This window comes from Paenibacillus sp. 01T47, assembly GCF_056398245.1.
Genome location: NZ_JBFTPA010000016.1, coordinates 43,826 through 61,409 on the forward strand (window position 1 = coordinate 43,826; position 17,584 = coordinate 61,409).

General features: G+C 47.7%; 12 protein-coding genes. All 12 read right to left on the reverse strand.

The genetic code is table 11. The features are described 5' to 3' along the window. Positions 1-330 precede the first annotated feature (330 nt). The 12 genes from AC1DOV_RS25510 to AC1DOV_RS25565 all read right to left on the reverse strand — a co-directional run bounded on the left by AC1DOV_RS25510 (position 331) and on the right by AC1DOV_RS25565 (position 17,552). Positions 331-1,935 carry a response regulator transcription factor gene (locus AC1DOV_RS25510; RefSeq protein WP_339204794.1) on the reverse strand — a complete coding sequence of 535 codons (1,605 nt, stop codon included), beginning with the start codon at positions 1,933-1,935 and terminating at the stop codon, positions 331-333. Further along, complete coding sequence (locus AC1DOV_RS25515; protein ID WP_477551339.1) at positions 1,932-3,803, reverse strand: cache domain-containing sensor histidine kinase; 1,872 nt, start codon at positions 3,801-3,803, stop codon at positions 1,932-1,934. The genes AC1DOV_RS25510 and AC1DOV_RS25515 overlap by 4 nt, the downstream gene beginning before the upstream one ends. Before the next feature lie 2 nt (positions 3,804-3,805). After that, positions 3,806-5,335 carry an extracellular solute-binding protein gene (locus AC1DOV_RS25520; protein WP_441884936.1) on the reverse strand — a complete coding sequence of 510 codons (1,530 nt, stop codon included), beginning with the start codon at positions 5,333-5,335 and terminating at the stop codon, positions 3,806-3,808. Positions 5,336-5,815: 480 nt separating this feature from the next. Continuing rightward, positions 5,816-6,697 (reverse strand): sugar phosphate isomerase/epimerase family protein, encoded by an 882-nt coding sequence (locus tag AC1DOV_RS25525; protein ID WP_441908599.1) that lies wholly within the window; start codon positions 6,695-6,697, stop codon positions 5,816-5,818. 18 nt (positions 6,698-6,715) lie between these two features. Beyond that, a complete protein-coding gene (locus tag AC1DOV_RS25530) occupies positions 6,716-7,780 on the reverse strand; it encodes a Gfo/Idh/MocA family protein (protein ID WP_441884940.1) in 1,065 nt (354 codons plus the stop codon). A gap of 30 nt (positions 7,781-7,810) precedes the next feature. Beyond that, the gene (locus AC1DOV_RS25535) at positions 7,811-9,385 is read right to left on the reverse strand and encodes an FAD-dependent oxidoreductase (protein ID WP_441884942.1); all 1,575 of its coding nucleotides are present in this window, start codon (positions 9,383-9,385) and stop codon (positions 7,811-7,813) included. 19 nt (positions 9,386-9,404) lie between these two features. Next, positions 9,405-10,223, reverse strand: a complete 819-nt coding sequence (locus AC1DOV_RS25540) for a sugar phosphate isomerase/epimerase family protein (RefSeq protein WP_477510710.1) — start codon at positions 10,221-10,223, stop codon at positions 9,405-9,407. Between the two features lie 315 nt (positions 10,224-10,538). Beyond that, complete coding sequence (locus AC1DOV_RS25545) at positions 10,539-12,086, reverse strand: ABC transporter substrate-binding protein (RefSeq protein WP_441884946.1); 1,548 nt, start codon at positions 12,084-12,086, stop codon at positions 10,539-10,541. Positions 12,087-12,169: 83 nt separating this feature from the next. After that, on the reverse strand, positions 12,170-13,060 hold the full coding sequence (locus AC1DOV_RS25550) for a carbohydrate ABC transporter permease (RefSeq protein ID WP_076267076.1): 891 nt from the start codon (positions 13,058-13,060) through the stop codon (positions 12,170-12,172). A gap of 15 nt (positions 13,061-13,075) precedes the next feature. Next, on the reverse strand, positions 13,076-13,981 hold the full coding sequence (locus tag AC1DOV_RS25555; RefSeq protein ID WP_441884992.1) for an ABC transporter permease: 906 nt from the start codon (positions 13,979-13,981) through the stop codon (positions 13,076-13,078). Positions 13,982-14,232: 251 nt separating this feature from the next. Further along, on the reverse strand, positions 14,233-15,804 hold the full coding sequence (locus tag AC1DOV_RS25560; protein ID WP_339204804.1) for a response regulator: 1,572 nt from the start codon (positions 15,802-15,804) through the stop codon (positions 14,233-14,235). Positions 15,805-15,806: 2 nt separating this feature from the next. Continuing rightward, on the reverse strand, positions 15,807-17,552 hold the full coding sequence (locus AC1DOV_RS25565) for a sensor histidine kinase (protein WP_441884949.1): 1,746 nt from the start codon (positions 17,550-17,552) through the stop codon (positions 15,807-15,809). Positions 17,553-17,584 lie beyond the last annotated feature (32 nt).

Genomic DNA, 17,584 nt, shown 5'->3' on the forward strand with positions numbered 1-17,584 from the left:
CATCTTTCTCATAGTTACGTGTAGCTATATTGTATTTCCTGCAGTATAAGCACTCTTTAAATGCTAAAATGGCAGATCATATTGCAAGCTATTGCATAAATACAACATAAGTATCCAACACAGCTAAAATGGGCGAAGTTCCTGCAATTGTGCAGGATAGCTGGGCGTTGATCGCGGAGAATGGTGTTGAAGACTTATCAAAATAGCATCAAAACAAAGAAATATAGTTTTACAAAATGAAGAAGGGGCGTCCCTAAGTCAATTATGACTTTTGAGACACCCTCTTTTAATTTTTTTGGTTATTGCACGCCACCTAATTAGGCGCAGCTGTCACGCTTTAACTCCACCTGGGTTGACGCCCCAATATTTACGGAACACCTTGGTGAAATAGCTCACATCCCGGTAGCCCACGAGACGAGCGGCATCGTACACCTTGCCCCCATTCTGCAGAACGGATTTGGCCCGTTCCATCTTGCGCTCCAGCACATAGGTCGAAAAAGGTACTCCTGTCTCCTGCTTAAACAGCCGGCTTAAGTAAGATGAATTGATAAAAAGGCGATCTGCGACCGTATGCAGCGTAATATCCTGATCGATTTCCTGATTGACGATAGACAGAATGGAGCGAACCACTCCATTGCTCGTCGTTTTCCGCTGCTGCTGCAGGTAATCGCAGATGCGGCCAGTCAAGCGGACTAGCCAGGCCCTAATCTGTTCCTTCGTCGCCAGCAGCCTGATGTTCTCGAAATAAATCATATCCTCTCCTGCGACGCAGCCAATTCGCCAGCCCTGCTTCTGAATCATACGGATATACAGGCTGCTCAAATAAAGGACGGCCTCATGGACCTCTTCCGCCGTCTCCACGGACTCTAGGCTTTTGTCCCACAATCCTTGCAAAGCCTCCAGCGCCTTGGCCTCGTCAGCGGTTTCCATGGCGATCTCCAGCGCTTTCTCCAATCCTTGCTGTACCTGAACCCCCTGTTCCTTACGGCCAATCTCGCGGTAAGGAATAGCGATGTCGCAGCCGTATACAATACGCTCCTGCAAGGCACGGCAAGCTTCGGCATACAGCGCACTCATGCTGCCAATCCCTCCAGCCGCAGCGCAAATGCCTGCGCTCGCTGTCAGACCAAGCGTCTCCCGGGTGCGCGACAGCAATTGAACGACCGATGCCTGTACGCGCAAAGCGCTGTCTCCTGGCTCCTCCTCGCGCCGCAGCACAAAAACAAGGAGCGTGTACCCTTGATGATCAGGGCACACCCAACAGGAGGCGGGCAGCATTTCTCTCGCCAGACATTGCAATGAGAAACGCCACATTGGAGCATCCTCCGCGCGAAAGCAGCCATCCCCTTGCGGAAGCGGGTCAATATCCACCACCGCAACTGCGATCCGGTCGGACTCCTCAAGCTCAATCTGATATTCCGCACCTCTTCGCAGCACCTCGCTATCGTCGTAGTCGCCTGCTGCCCACTGCCGAATAAAACTGCTTTGCAAATGGGGAAGATGCTCACGCCACTTTACCTTCAGCTCTGCCTGCTCGCGCCACTGCTCCATCTCGTCTCGCAGCTGCTTTGCCGCTTCCAGTACGGCGCCCAATATTTCCTCTTCAGCCGCGGGCTTCAGCAAATACTGGGAAACCCCTAAAGCGATAGCATCCTGAGCGAAGCCAAAGTTGTCATGTCCGCTTAATATAATCAGTTTCAGCTGTACACCGTTGTCTGGATATTCCCTAAGCTTCCTCACCAGTGTCAGCCCATCCATCTCCGGCATCTGGACATCAATCAGCATGATATCGGGTCGCTTCCGCTCGATCAATGCCAGCGCTTCTACCCCGCTGGCAGCCAGTCCGACGACCTCAATGCCATGCTCCTCCCATGGAATATTATTAGCCAATCCCAACCTAAGCCGCAGTTCATCCTCAACGATCATTAAATTCATGCGGATCGCTCCCCTTTTTCCAGAGTATGGTGAGTTACAGCACGAAAACTTTCCTTGCATTGATCCAGCGGCAGCGAAATGGTGACCGAGGTTCCATGTCCTTGCACGCTTTCGACAATCAATTCAGCTTCCTTGCCGTAATAAAGCTTAATGCGAGTCATTACATTGCGCAGGCCGAACAGGTCACCCGTCTCCTCGTCCTCCAGCGAAAACAGATTCGCTTCGCGCTGTCCCAGCCGCTTCATTTCTTCTTGAATATAGGCTAGTCGCTGCGAACTCATCCCTGAACCATTATCGCTTACGGTGACCTGAACGGCCTCTCCATCTTTTATTCGGCCGGAAATAACAAGCTTTCCGCCTTCCGTTTTCCCTTCCATCCCATGCAGGATAGCATTCTCCACAAGCGGCTGCAGCAGCAGCTTCAGAATCGGGATGGGGCGGCAATCCTCCTGAATGTCGTATTCCACCTCAAAGCTGTCCAAGTAACGGATTTGCTGAATGCGAATGTAATAATGCAGATGCGACAAGCTTTCGTCAATCGTAAATACATCCTTGCCCTTGTTCAGGCTTAGACGGAAAAAACGCGACAAGTTCAGCACCATCTCGCTAATTTCATCCGCCTCGTAATTTTTAGCTGTCCAGTTAATTGAATCCAGCGTATTATACAAAAAATGAGGGTTAATCTGGGTTTGCAGAAATTGAAGCTCCGTCTTGGCCAGCCTCAGCTGCTGCTCGTAATGATCTTCAATTAGCCGCTTCTGGTCTACGACCATCCGATTAAACGCTTCCGTCAAATAACCCAGCTCGTCGTGCCGTGTATTCTCCAGATGCACATTCATATTTCCCGTACCCAGACGCTTCATGCCCTTGAACAGCTTATCTACCGGAGAAGCGATACCGATATAAACAAGCCAGGATATGCCCAGCGCCAGAAGGACGCTTACGAAAATAATAGCTAACGTATACAATCGTAGCTGATCTGTTTTGGCGTACAGCTCTTTTTTGGGCTGAATCAGCGTCAGCCGCCATTTGGAATACTCCGAATCGATAGACACCGTCATCTCCGCATCCGTCGTACGGGGAAGGCCAGGCATGCCCCCGCCCTCCGCAAGCGTATGCTCTGCGCCGTCGAGCTTGCCTGTCCCGGCAATCAATTTGCCGGTATCGCTGTGCAAATAAATGGTAGCCGAAGGCGATGGGAGCAGCGACTTCATCAGATTGATCAGCTTGCTTTTGTCCACTGTAATAATGACTACATCCGCTCTGCGATTGTTGTTGTACAAATCCATGGTTCGCAGCAGCGATACGCTATCGGTATTAATTAAGCTGCCGAAGGTCGCGTTGCCGGCAATCGGCTCCTCCGCCAGCAGATAAGTGATTTCCGTCCCGCTAGTAATGGCGGTATTCTCAAGCCATTGCTGCTGCTCTGGGCTACTCAGCCTTCTCCCTCCATAATTCGTCGAAATCATCATGTGGGAGGGCTGATGATACAAGGATATTTGCGATACGATATGATTAATAGAGTTTACATTCGACAGCTGCTTCAGCAGCATCGAAAAATCGACGATAGAGAGCGGCGACAATTCCGCTCCGTTATCTGCAAGCAGCTTGATAAACACAGGGTCTGTTGCAATCAGCGTCGAAATCTCCTCCACATTTTGCAAAGTCAAATCAATATAGTCCATAGCTGAATTCAGTACCGTACTGGACCGCTCCACCGCTTGGTCATGCAGAATACTGCGGGAGCGATCAACGGCAAATAGGCTTACCAAGACGAGCGGCAGCAAAATCAACATAAAATAGCAGGTTAGCCGAAACTGGATTTTGCGGGAAAAGCGATCCCGAAACCATTTGACGGGATTTCTCATGCTTATCTCCCCCCTCCGGCGCTCAAGCGGGCTTCGTACCATTGATTAACTTCCGCTGTAACCTCTGCGCCACCCTCGCGGTACCACTCCTCCACAAAGCTGTCGAACTCATCCAGCGAAACGATGCCCATCACGATTTGTGTAAAAATGCTCTCAAGCTCCTCTAAATGTCCGGCATACTTGCTCATCGCCGGTGTCGGAATTCCGAAAAATTCGTTTTTTATTAAATTTTGTTCAATCATTTGCAAATTATCGTATAAGTGAAAGTCGCCGAGCGAATCCAACCGAGCCTTAGCCATAACAGGATCAATGACATCGACAAGCGACTGGTAGATGCCCCTGTACAAATGCTTGTCATGCTCTACAAAATCGGTGACCATTTTCCCATTTTTCATCGACCAAATCTTGCCTTCAAAACCAAGCTTCAACGTCTCCCTGCCCTCTCCCACGATGAAATTAAGCAGCTTTACCACTTCTTCGGGATGTTTCTTACCGACCGGCACCACGTTGTAACCGCGGATTAAATCCTTGTTATATACGCCGCTGTGCCCCTCCGGTCCGACGGGATACTCCAGCGGAATCCATTCCGCCTTGGGATCTTTCTTTTTGCTTGCCGCAATGGGTCCGCGCGTATCGTACCAAGTCGCGGAAAACATGCCGACCTTTCCGTTCTCGATTTTTTCGATAAAGGCATTGTTGCGGTTAAGCGGGAATTCCGGATCAATCAGCCCTTCCCGGTAAAGCTTTGCCAGAAAAGCGAGCGCTTGCTTGGTCTCCGGCAGCGTACTGCCATTAACCAGCTTTCCATCGCGCGCCACCCAAGAGTTCAATTGAACACCAAAAGCGCCAAAAAACGGCGCTGTCCGCCCCATGTCCTCGAGCAAAATAAGGCCCATCGTATCATTGAGCCCGTTCCGGTCAGGGTCTTCCTTAGCAAAGGCGCGCATGACTTCATAATATTCGTCCAGCGTCTTAGGCGGCTGCAGTCCTAGATTATCGAGCCAATCCTTCCGCACATACATCAACTCGATGCCCTGCACGTCTGTTAAACTTGGAATGCCGTAAATTTTTCCGTCGTAGCGCATTCGATCCCAAGCCTCTTCAGGAATAAACTTCTTCAGATCTTGTCCATATTCGTTAATATAGTCGTCAAGCGGCGTAAAAGCCCCTTTTTTGACATATTCGTCAAACCAAACCGGGTTGAAAGTGTGAATGAGATCTGGGAGATTTCCGGAAGCCATAATGACGTTTAGTTTCTCTTCATAAACTTCCTGAGGGGGAATATTGACCCGCAAATCCAGTCCTGTACGTTCCTTTATATAGTTTATATAAGGATTATCGTTTTCGTCTGAACCATCCGGGAATGTCATGCCCAAATCGTTAATGACCATCGAAATCGCGACGCGGCTCTGCGATGTGGGCAGCGGCTGACCAAGCTTCTCCCACTCGCTGCAGCTTGGCACCGTCGCAGCTACCATTAACAACGCTATTATCCGAACAATCAAACGACAGTTGAACCTTTTGCGCTCCATAGCTCCCCCTCCATCTTTTCCGGAATGCATCCGGCATTACTCCCTATTCAACTTCTCCTTCAAGCAAGCGCTAGACTGCGGTACATAACCAGCAAAAGCAGCCTCCTTCCCACCTACTCACTGTTATCTATCTAAATTATGTTAACTATAATAACACGAAATACAACTAATAAGAGTGGAAAGGCATAATGCATCAGACCAATCTTCTTTTCATGTCATTAAAGCGAACATACATTAAAGCGGTTGCATAAATAACAAGGTAATACGGATATCGCTATAGAATATACTTCCTATATTTTAGAATAAATAGAAGCGGCTGCCCTTATGGCTATTCGAACTTTGCAGGCTGTTGAGCCCATCCTATTCCAATAGCCGCTCCAGCAACCGCTTTACGTCCAATCCAGCAAATGTGAATAAATCTGTTATTTCCATTGTACTTCCAACAAGCGCCCGCTTAAATCTTAGATTCAATAACTGGGGCTAGCGGAAGCTCTTAATAAATTGAACCGCTTTGCGTATATCGGTCTCCGGCTGATCTCCAACTTCGCGTTCGATCGTCAGATAGCCATTATATCCAATCTCCTTTAACGCCGTAAAGTATCTGTCGAAATCAACATTCCCTTCGCCGAGCGGCAGCTCACGGAAAAATTGTCCCGTGCTCACCATCTCCGCAATTTTGGCATGATCCATCGGCTCATAGCCAAGCGCACCGTATACCATGCGAGGATCTACCACCTTGCGACGTATGCCGTCCTTGACATGGGTGTGAACGACGTAATCCTTAAGCAGGCGAACCCCTTCCGCTGGATCATCCCCCGTCACCATCACCATATTGGCAGGGTCAAAGTTGACAGATACCCCTCTGCCACCTAGCGTATCCAAAAAACCTTTCAGATGGGCCGCCGTCTCCGGGCCGGTCTCGATAGCGAAATAGGCCTTCATGCTGCTGGCATATTCATTCAGCTCGCGGCAAGCCTCCTGCATAACAGCGAACACCTCTCCATCTTGGTCCTCCGGCACGATTCCGATGTGTGTCGTTACAATGGTCGTGCCGAGGTCCAGCGCCAAATCGAGAATCCGCTTTGATTTCTCTACTTTTTCCTCGTTAACGGATTTATCCTGGAAGCCATGGCCACCCAGGTCGCCGCATAACGCGCTGATTTCCAGCCCTAATGAATCAATATAAGCCTTCAGCTCCCTGCGGGCGGCAGCGCCGAGATTAGCCGGGTCCATCTCGCCTGAAACGGCATAGATTTGCACCCCCTCCGCACCAACCTCCTTCGCCTTCTTCAGCCCTTCCTTAACGCCGACGCCAAAGCTGTCTACAATGACGCCTATGGGATTTCCGATATTTACAGACATGCCGATTCCACGCCTCCCCTAGTCGAAATGGATTTCCTTGCCTAGAGTCGCCGACTCGTACACGCCGCAAAGTATTTTCATGATTTCAACGCCGTCCTGCACTGGACTGATCGTGTCTTTCTTCCCTTGGCAAACTTCAACAAAGTAATTGATTTCGTCTTGGAAGCCCTGCACAAATTCGAATGAGAGATTGTCAATTTGCGGCGTGGCGTTCAGAATCGTGTCATACTTCTCTGTAATTAAAGTCAGCTCCGGCTCCAGCTCGACGCCGCCTTTCTCGCCATAGAGCTTTACCGTCAGCTCATCCTGCTTCGCATGCAGCGTAAAGCTGACATCAACCAGCAGCGACGCCCCGTTCTCAAAGCGTACCAGCGCATTGGCCATGTCCTCAACCGTGTTCAGTGCTGCATCATAATCGGCTGCCTTGTAGAACTTCAAGTTTTTCACATTGGAGCGGTTGCCTAAACGGTTGTAGGTGTTGCCGCTAATGGATTTAACTTTGGGCTTGCCCATCAAATACCAGCAAAGATCGATGACGTGAACGCCGATATCGATCAGCGGACCGCCGCCGGAGCGCTCCACATCAGCGAACCAGCCTCCAGGGTTGCCCAGCTTGCGTATGCATGAAGCTTTGGCGTAATAAATCGGGCCGATTTCACCATTGTCCAAAAATGCTTTTACAATTCGCGTATTGGAGGCATAGCGGCGGACAAATCCTACCTGCAGCGTCTTGCCGGATTCCTTGACAGCCGCTTCAACCGCTCGTGCCTCCTCCACCGTTTTGCTAAGCGGCTTCTCGCAAAGCACATGCTTGCCTGCCTTCAGAGCGGCGATACTAATCTCCGCATGGGTGTTGTTCCAAGTACAGATGCTGACCGCATCAATATCGGGGTTCGCCAGCAGCTCGTTGTAGTCGGTGTAAACGTTAGGAATGTTATATTTCTCCGCCTTTGCCTTCGCCCGTTCTTCCTTCAAGTCGCAGACAGCGACCAGCACGGCATCCACGTTTTTGCTGTAGGAGCCAAAGTGCATTTCTGATATGGAGCCAGCTCCGATTACGCCAATTCGAATAGGATTGCTCATTGCGATTTTCTCCTCATTAGTTAATTTAGTTTAAACTGCACGCAGCGAAGGCCATGCCAGCTCGATGCCCTCAGCAGCCAGAAACCTCTGGTAAGCGGCAAGCTCTGTCTCCGAAGAGCGGACATCGCTTGGCGTCAAGCCGCGATCCAAGCAGAAGCTTGCACAATAGCCCGCTGCCTCGCCAATATTCCATTCCACCGGATGAAGCCGGTAGCAGCCGTTTGTAATATGAGTAGTTCCGATATTTTTACAAGCAGCAAGCAGATTGTTCACTCTTACCGGGATGAGACTGCCCAAAGGAATCTGGAACGGCAGCGACGATATATCAATATAGGGCTGATTTTCCGTGCTGGGATGCAGATCAATGCGGTAACAGCCGATGCCCACTGAATCCGAGAAATATTCAGCACGGCCGTCAGGACGGCTTTCCGTTGCAACATGCTGCTCCAGAATCGTAAACTCCGCCTTGATTCGGCGTGACTCCCGAACGTACGGATACATGGCAAGCCCATCCTCTGTCCCCACCACATCGGGACGAAGCCTTAGCCCTGGGTAACCTTTTCCCCCATCCGGGCGAGGAGCCTCTGTCTGCATCCAATAAAGCAGCGACAGGCTGAGCTGCTTCGCCTCGCTTAAGTGACGCTCCCTATCTTCCGGCTTCACATCGATAATAGAGCCCAGCCAATAATCGTTCTGCGGCCAGTTGACCAGCGAAATAGAACTGTTGTAAGTCCCTTGAACGTAGTGCTCCTTCTCAGCGATTTGACGATATTTGAACAGCGAAAAAGCGCCTTCGCCAGGGAAAAGACCGTACTGAACCGGCTGCATCGTTGCCGGCTTGACGCCGGTCCAGCTTAGCAGGCGATCCGGCCAGAAATCCGCCTTGTATTCCTTCCAGAAATCATAAAGCTCTGGCTTTGGAATCGTATGATCCTCGCCTTCCAGATAATCGATGGCGAAGCAATAGGTAAAGCCCTGCATATCTTGCGGCAGCGCCTCTCCTTCTACAGCATGAGGCTCCCCGGTTTCTTCACGTGCTTCCGCACCCGTGACGTATTCCACGCCTGCCAGCGGGAGCAGGTCGCCGCATTCCGTAGCGTCGAGAAAATATGGAGCCTTCAGCAGCACCGTATTTCCGCTGTCCAAGCTTTTAACCGTCACCGAGACGATGGTATCGCCATCGCAATGGGCGTTTACTGGAACATGGCGGCGCAATATCGTCAGCTTACCGCTATGTACATAAGGAGCAAGCTGACGCTCCAAAACGGCAAGCGCCGCGCGTGGCTCGTGACATAAACGGCTGACCGTACCGCCACCTGGGTTTAGCTGTTCGTTCTCCCGCGCCGCTGTCGTGAGTGGAAAGGCATCAAGGTAATAAGCGCGGATATCCTCGCGAAAGCGGCGATAGCTCCGGGTGCAGCCGAAGGACTCGATCCAGGGATGCTCGTCAGGCGGAACCGCCTGACTCGTTAATTGACCGCCGATCCAATCCGTCTCCTCGGTCATGATAACGGTTTTGCCCGACTTCGCCGCTGCCAGCGCCGCCGCAACTCCTCCCGTGCTTCCTCCTATAACTACGATGTCGGCCATTGCTTCTCGTTCCATGCGCTTATCTCCTTTGGGGTTAAATAATGGTTGCAAAATAGTCATAGCTGCGCCGAATGCCTTCCGCCTCGCTGCCTACACCTTCATATTCAAGAACAAACGCTCCGCGGTATCCATTCTCCACCAGCTTGTTCACGATTTTCTCCAATTCAACATCGCCGTCTCCTAGGTTGATTCCTTCAAAAGCTTTGCCTCCGAGAGACTTATAGCGCCCGTCTTCACGCATTTCAAAATCCTTGAAATGAACATGCGAGACATAGGGGAGCAGCGTCTCAAGCGCGGCTGTCGGATGCTCGTCTACGAGCAGAAAATTGCCTGTGTCAAACGTGGATCGCAGAGCCGGAGAACCAACCCGATCGATGATCGTTTTGACCTGCTCGCCGCTTCCCGCTAACTTTCCGTGGTTTTCCAAACAGAGAACCAAGCCTTCCTTCTCAGCGACCGCAGCAGCTTCTTTCAGTCCATCCACAATCCAGTCCAGCGCTTCTTCGTAGGTTGCAATGTCGCTAAGGTTGCCGGAGAACACGCGGATGACGTTTGTTCCCAGTATCTTCGCAACAGGGTAGGCATCCGTAATCTCCTTCAGCGCCCCTGCTCTTTCCTCCTCGGTTGCCTTGACGAAATCATTGGCTACCGCGTAGCTGGACACCTTGATGCCATTATCTCTCACAAATGCAAGCACGCTTGGCAGTTCCTCCAGAACGTCCTTCCAGAACACATTCAACAGCTCGACATCCTCAATCCCTTCATCCTTGCAAAAGGATAGAAAATCCAGCACCTTCCATCCGTTTTCTCTCACGGTTCTGTGCATGCTCCACATGCTAAGTGACAGCTTCATTTTGCAACTCCCTCCATGCTCTGTTATGGCCTCGCTTTGTTGATAGGCAACGCTATTGCTTACTGCGTACCACCATTGTAAAAGCTGCCATCCGGCATAAATAGAGTAGACCGATGACCATTTTTGGTAACTTGATGCGATTATCTCTCCATTCACTAAAAAAAGAATTGAAAGTTCCTATTAACGAAGCACCGCGGCTGCTCTCCAACAGTCGAAACGAATGCGAAAGTTGAATGATTTAGATCTTATATAACTAAAAAAGGGCTGTTCCGAAAGTAGTTATCTACTTTCGGAGCAGCCCCATTCAGCTTCTTCCTATTTTTTAGCTGCCGCCCAAGCGTCCAGCTGTTTTTGTTTCTCTGCGATAATTTTGTCTATTCCCGCTGCTTTCAGTTGTTTATTGAATTCAGGCAGCTTCGAAACAGGATCGACCGTTCCGGTCTCCAATGCAATTTTGTACTGGTTTTGCACATTCGTTACTGCCGCAATTTCTGTTTTGACGGCATCTGCATTAAAAGTAAAGCCAAGCGCTTTTGATTTCACGGCGTTTCTATTAAACTCAGCCAGCTGATTCCAAAGCTCTGGATCATCGCCATTCCAAATGTGTGAAAGCGATTGGTTGCCAAACATCCAGCCCATTTGCAGGTTGTAGCCTGAGTTTGTTGCATCCACGCCTTGCGGGTAATCAATGACATTGTCGGAAACCTTCACGTAATGCTTGTTCTCAATCCCGTAATCCAGCAAGTTGATGAAGTCTTTATCGGTATACATCATATTCAGCAGCATCATCGCTCTCTCAGGGTCCTTCGAGTTTCTTGCGATACTCCACATAATGGAAGTAATATTATACGTCGCTGTTGCTGCAGGGCGGAAATGTACCGATACCATCTCTTTGCCTGTAGATCTCGATTCCTGCGTTTCAATTCCCGGCTTCATATGGGATATGAACGAGAATGCCTTGCCCGATTTAACTAAGTTGTATTGCGTCTCAGTGCTTGTAGCCGCATCCTTCGCAATATATCCTGCTTGATTCCATCTTCTCACTGTATTCAGCATTTCGGCATATTCCGGCGTCTCATACATATTCACGACCTTCAGGTCGTTGTCATAGCCTGGAAGCACGCCAAAGCCTTCGCCCAAGTTATCAAAGTAGCTGAGAACATAAATATCGAGAATAGATGTTCCATACTTAACTGTCGGAATCATACCCGGTTCATTATCTTTAATTGTTTTGAATACAGCGTCCAAATCATCCAACGATTTAATCGCAGCAGTATCAATGTTATATTTTTCAACCAAATCTTTGCGCATCGTGATGCCATAATCTGCTGCCAAATCTCTGATACTTGGTACTGCATATATTTTTCCATCGATTCTCGTCGCATTCAAGAACGCAGTATCAAGGGAGTCTAGCGCTTCCGTAACCCCTTGTCCTTTATCAGCCAAATATCCGTCAAGCTCAAGCAGCTGCCCTTTAGCTACATCTTGGCTGTAGGTTCCAAGTCCGCTTACGATCAAATCCACCTGTTCATTACCCGACATCATTAGCGTCTTCTGCTGAGCCCATGCGCCAAAGCCGATAGGTACCAGCTTTACTGTCGCATTGATTTTTGCTTTTGTCATTTTGTTGATTTCGTCCTGCACAAGCTTTAGATCCTTAGGCTCGCCCCCGACCGGAAATACCATAACCAGCTCAACAGGCTTAAGATCCCCGCTGCTGTTGCCGCTTTTTCCTTCTGCTGTTTTTCCGTCGTTGCCTGCATTTGTGCCTTTGTTGTCTCCATTGCCGCATGCACTGATCACCATTGCGAAAGCTAGTACGATTAAGAGAAGCGTTTTTGCCACAAACTTGTTTTTTCTCATTGCTGTGACCTCCCTATTTTTATTTGTGATCCGATTCTATCTATAAATGCATGATCCATGCCGTTATAGCGTCTATGAAAGATTTATCCTTTAACAGCACCAATCGTCAGGCCTTTAACAAAATACTTTTGGAAAAACGGATAGGCGATCAACAGTGGAATGACCCCAATTGCGGCCATTGCCATCCGCATTGGCGCAAGCGGAATATTCGCTCCAATATCTGCATTACGGCTGCCTGCCTGCGTAGAAGATTGTAAAAACTGTACGTCCAGCAATATCCGATTGAGAAGGTTTTGAAGGCTATAATAATGACTATCTGTAAGATAGATTAAGCCATTAAACCAGTCATTCCAATATAAAATGGTGTAAAATAATCCTACTGTAGCAAGCACCGGCGTCGAGAGCGGCAATACGATCCGGTAAAATATTTTCCATTCCCTTGCCCCATCGATATAGGCGGATTCAATAATCGCTGTCGGAATTGAGCTTGCAAAAAAGGTTCTCATCAATATGATAAAAAATCCGTTCATCAAAAGGCCCGGTATGATTAAGGCCAGCATCGTATTTTTTAAATCGAAATAGTTGGTGTAAAGCAAGTACGTCGGTACAAGACCTCCGTTAAACAACATCGTAAAAAATACATAAAATGCGAGCGTATTGCGAAACGGCATTTCTAGACGCGAGAGCGGATAAGCGACCATCGCAGTAAGCGTAAGTCCAAGCGTCGTACCAATTATAGTCGTTAAAACCGTAATGCTGTATGCCCTTATAATGTCAGAAGAGCTGTTCCACAAATAGTGGTATGCGGAGAAGCTTATTTTATCAGGGAAAAACGCATAACCGCTGCGAACAAGCTCCATATCATCGGTAAGGGAGGCGGAGAACAGCAGCCAGAACGGCATGATGCAGAAAAAAGTGAACACTAGCATAACGATGTTAATGATCCATTGATAGAGCTTCCCCGATGCTTGCATAATACATCTCCCTTTCTAAAACAACGCGTTGTCTTTGTTGTATTTTCGTACGACCGCATTCGATAAAATGACCAAAATGAAACCGACCAATGCTTGGTACAAACCTGCGGCCGAGGACATCCCGATGTCGCCGAGGTTAATCAATGCTCGATAAACATAGGTATCAATCGTATTCGTAACAGGCATCAGCGCTCCTGTGTTAAGCGGAACTTGGAAGAATAAGCCGAAATCAGAGTAGAATATACGTCCAATGGCGAGCAAAGTCATAATCGTAATAACCGACGATACGAGCGGAAGCGTAATCTTCGTAATTTGCTGCCACCGGTTAGCTCCGTCGATCGTTGCTGCCTCGTAATACTCATTATCAATGCCGATGATCGCTGCCAAATAAATGATGCACAAATTGCCTACGCCTTTCCACACGCTTACGAGCGTTAAAATCCATGGCCAATACTTGGTCTCACTGTACCAAGAGATAGGATCAAGCCCCATCGTCGGAAGCAAGGTTTTGTTCATGAATCCGTTCTCAACATCGAGGAAGCCGAGCACCAGATAGCCGACAATAACCATCGAGATTAGAAAGGGAAGCAGGATTAGCGTCTGATACAGCCTTGATAAGAAACGTTTGCGAATTTCATTAAGCATTATCGCAAGCGCTAATGCAATCCCCGTATTCAACAGGATAAAGGTAATATTATAAAGCAGCGTATTTCTTGTAATGATGTAAGCGTCCGTTGTTTTGAACAAATACTCAAAGTTTTTAAAGCCAATCCAGTCACTGCCCATAATTCCTTTGGCAAAATTGATGTCCTTAAATGCGATCACGATTCCGAACATCGGCAAATAGTTGTTAATCAGCAGGTACAAAAGGCCGGGCAGCGCCATCAGTACGAGGGCACGGTATTTCTTAACCTTTCTCATCTCCGATGCGAATGCTGCTTTCTTCTTCGTCTTCAATGAGACCTGCTTCATATTGGAGGGTGACGTCTCAGGATTTGCTTGCACGGGTCTCAACCACCTTTGGCTTCGTTTAATATGTTGCTTAACTAATAGTAGCGCAAACAAAATAGAGCCACTACTAATAATCCGACATCCGACTTTCGAGTTTCCGACATCATAAACGGGAAAAGAAAAATGCCGTCAGAGGGTCTCTAATCCTCTAACGGCATCGTTTATTTGGACGGACAGCCTTTGCGATAATACTGGGGTGTCATCGATACTTCTTTCTTAAACAACGTAGAAAAATACGAAAAATTCGAGAAGCCAACCGCGAGTGCGACGTTGCTGATCGTAGTATCGGTTCTTGCGAGCAGCTCCTTGGCAAGATTGATTCTTTCTTTCAAAATATAATCGGATATTGAGAGCCCCGTCTCTTTCTTAAACAGTTTAACGATGTAATCAGGGCTTAACCCAATATAATCGGCGATATATTGTCTGGACAGCTCCTCATCGATGTGAAGCGCAATGTAGCGCTTGATCTTCTCGACCACCGTCTCCGTAGAATCCAGCTTTTCCATATGGACGAGCGCCTTCTCAAGCACATCCCGCACCCAATTCTGAAGGTTCGTCACGCTTCGTGTCGCTGACAAAATACGCTCTGGCGTCAAATGATCCGAAAAGATTTCATCCGCGCGCAGTCCCTGCTCATGCAGCGTATGCAGAACCATTTGCAGAAAGCTTTGATAAAATTGCTGCAGCCTTTTGGCGCCTAAGCACTCAATTCGTTTCCATGAATCCAAAAACTGCTGCGATTCATCGAGTACCTTTTTCTTATTTCCTTGCTTAATGAGCTCCGACCATACATTCATGGGCGGCATTGGAATCTGCGATTCCTTCTTTATTGGATCATCGATGAACATCACACAGTCTGCCATATTAACTTGATTCTTTTTAAAAGCGATCAAGCCTTCCACCATATCGCGCACTTCATGGACTTGTGCCGATTTGCCTATATAGCAGGACACGTGACAATATAAATAATGATTGCTCATCTCAATAAAAGACTGACAGCGCCTTTTGATTTCTTTGCTAAAAAGCTTGCCATCTTCTGTTTGCATAACATCCTGTGCAAACACAATGAGCATGTAATCAGCGTTCATCCGGACGATTTGTGCACTAGCAGCACGCTGAATAACGACCTCCTCAAGGGCGTTGTGGAGCGCATACTCCATAATTTGCAGATCACGGGCGGTTAATGATTTCTCCCAATGCTCGATACTGATAAGAACCGGCAGAAATGTCATAGACCTCGTGTACGGAAGCTTCTGCTTGCCGATAACCTCCAACATTTTATCCTGATTAGACGGAATGGCTTGCTTCAGTACATCCTGCCAGAAACGCTCAGCCACCATCGTTGCCGATTCCCGCTCCTTCCTGATTTTCTCGATTAGCTTCGTCATCACAAGCTTCAATTCATCATGCGGAACGGGCTTCAACAAATACTCGAAGCTGCCAAGCTGAAGAGCTTTTTTCGCATATTGAAAATCAGCGTGACAGGTAAGGAAAACACATTCGGTTTGGGGATACTGTTCACGCACCCATTCAAAGAGCTCCAGCCCGCTGCCCTGCGGCATTTCTATATCACAAATCATCATATCAAATGGCTGAAGACTAAATTCCTCCTTCGCTTGCCGAAGATTATGTGCGAGAGTGACACTTATAATGCCGAGCTCTCTCCAGTTCACACTCGATTTAATGCCGTTTGCGATAAAGATCTCATCATCAACGATTAATAAACGGTACATATTCACGACCTCATTTCTTTCGTTAAAGGCATCGTTATTTCAACTGCTGCACCATCTTCGTTATAAAAAGCCATGCTCGCCTTGTCCCCGTATAACAGCCGCAATCTGCGTCTTACATTCCAAATGCCAATATGCTCGCCATCTTCATTCATTAAATTAATTTCCTGCTGCAGCTTCTGCAAGACCTCCTCGGAGAAGCCGCGGCCTGTATCATGAATTTGAATTCGCAATCTCTCTTCTGGCATCAATTCGCATCTTCCAATCGTTATCGCAATATGAGTCGGCTCATCCGTGTTAATTGCGTGTTTTATCGTATTCTCGGCAAAGCTTTGGATAATTAACGGAGGAATGTAACATTCCCTCAGCTCGCCATCAACAGTGATGTCGTACGTAAAGCTTCCGGGAAAGCGGAAGGTCTGGATTTTCAAATAGTTTTCACTATGATTAAGCTCATCCTGCAGAAGCACGTAATCCGTCTGGCTGCGGAACATAAACCTGAAATAGCGGATCAAGGAGAGGGACAGCTCCTGTATTAATTCGTACTTCTTCTCTTGTGCCAAGTAATAGACGATGTTCAAGCTATTCAAAAAGAAGTGAGGGTTAATTTGCAGCTGCAGCTGTTTCAGCTCTGCTTTCTGGTTAATCAATTGTTCCTCATATACGTCAATTTTCAATTGTTGAATATCGCAGACCATGCTGTTGAACGTTTCGTTCATCATTTCGAATTCATTGGAGGTCGGTTTATTCGGTATTCTTGCCTCCATATAGCCTTCTTTGATTTTGCGCATGGCGACAATAATTCGATTGATCGGCAGCAGAACCACTTTACGCAGAAAATACAGAGCAATCACTAGAATGAGAATCGAGCCTGTCGCAATAAGCACAATGATTCTTTGCAGATAAGGAAGCTTCTCCAAAATATTTTGCTCGGGTACGACAGCTACTAATCCAAATTCACCTTTGCCTGACTTTTCGCCCATGACGAGGTAATTGTTGTCTGCGCCTGAAAGCTGATACGTCTTAGAGATATAGGATAAATCGATTTTATTTTTTTCGAAAAAGTCCTCGTCCTGTAGCGGCCTATTGCTCTCATCAACAAGCAGCGACCTGCCTTCCGATCCGAGGTCTAGAAAGTCCAGCGGGTCCATAACTCCGTCCACATTTACCCCTGCCCCAATGTACAGGTTGCCAGCCTTAATCATATGCAGCAAATAATTTTGTTCTTTCAAATTCAGCACAGACCATTTATCGTACTGATAGCTTTTCATCGCTTGTTCATCGTTCAGAAGCGCAACAATTCCTTCCTTGATGAAATCATTGTTGGTATAAGCAGAGCCCGTCAGCTTAGGCGCGAACAACAAATCCTGATTCAAGGGTGAATAAATAAAAAAATAGTCCAATGCTTTATAATAAGTCGCATTGTCTCTTAACTCTGTAAATAGCCAAATTCGCTGCAAATTGTATAAATCTACATCTGCTTCTGGGAGACTATCGAGAATATTCAATCCGGATTCTTCCGCAGTAAATTTGAGCATGTAGCTATCTATATCCTCAAGCGTCGTATCAATCAAACCCATGTATAGATTAAGCATATTGCTGTTGGACTGCGCCACTTGATTACGAACGACATCAATGGAATACAAATTGTTATAAATAAGAAAGGAAACCATCGGAATCATAATAAGCATAAGCCCTGTTACCAGCTTAAATCGAAGCGAATTAAAGAGAGAACGATTAAGTAATTTCAAGATCTGCTAAGCCCCCATTTGCCTCTTAAATA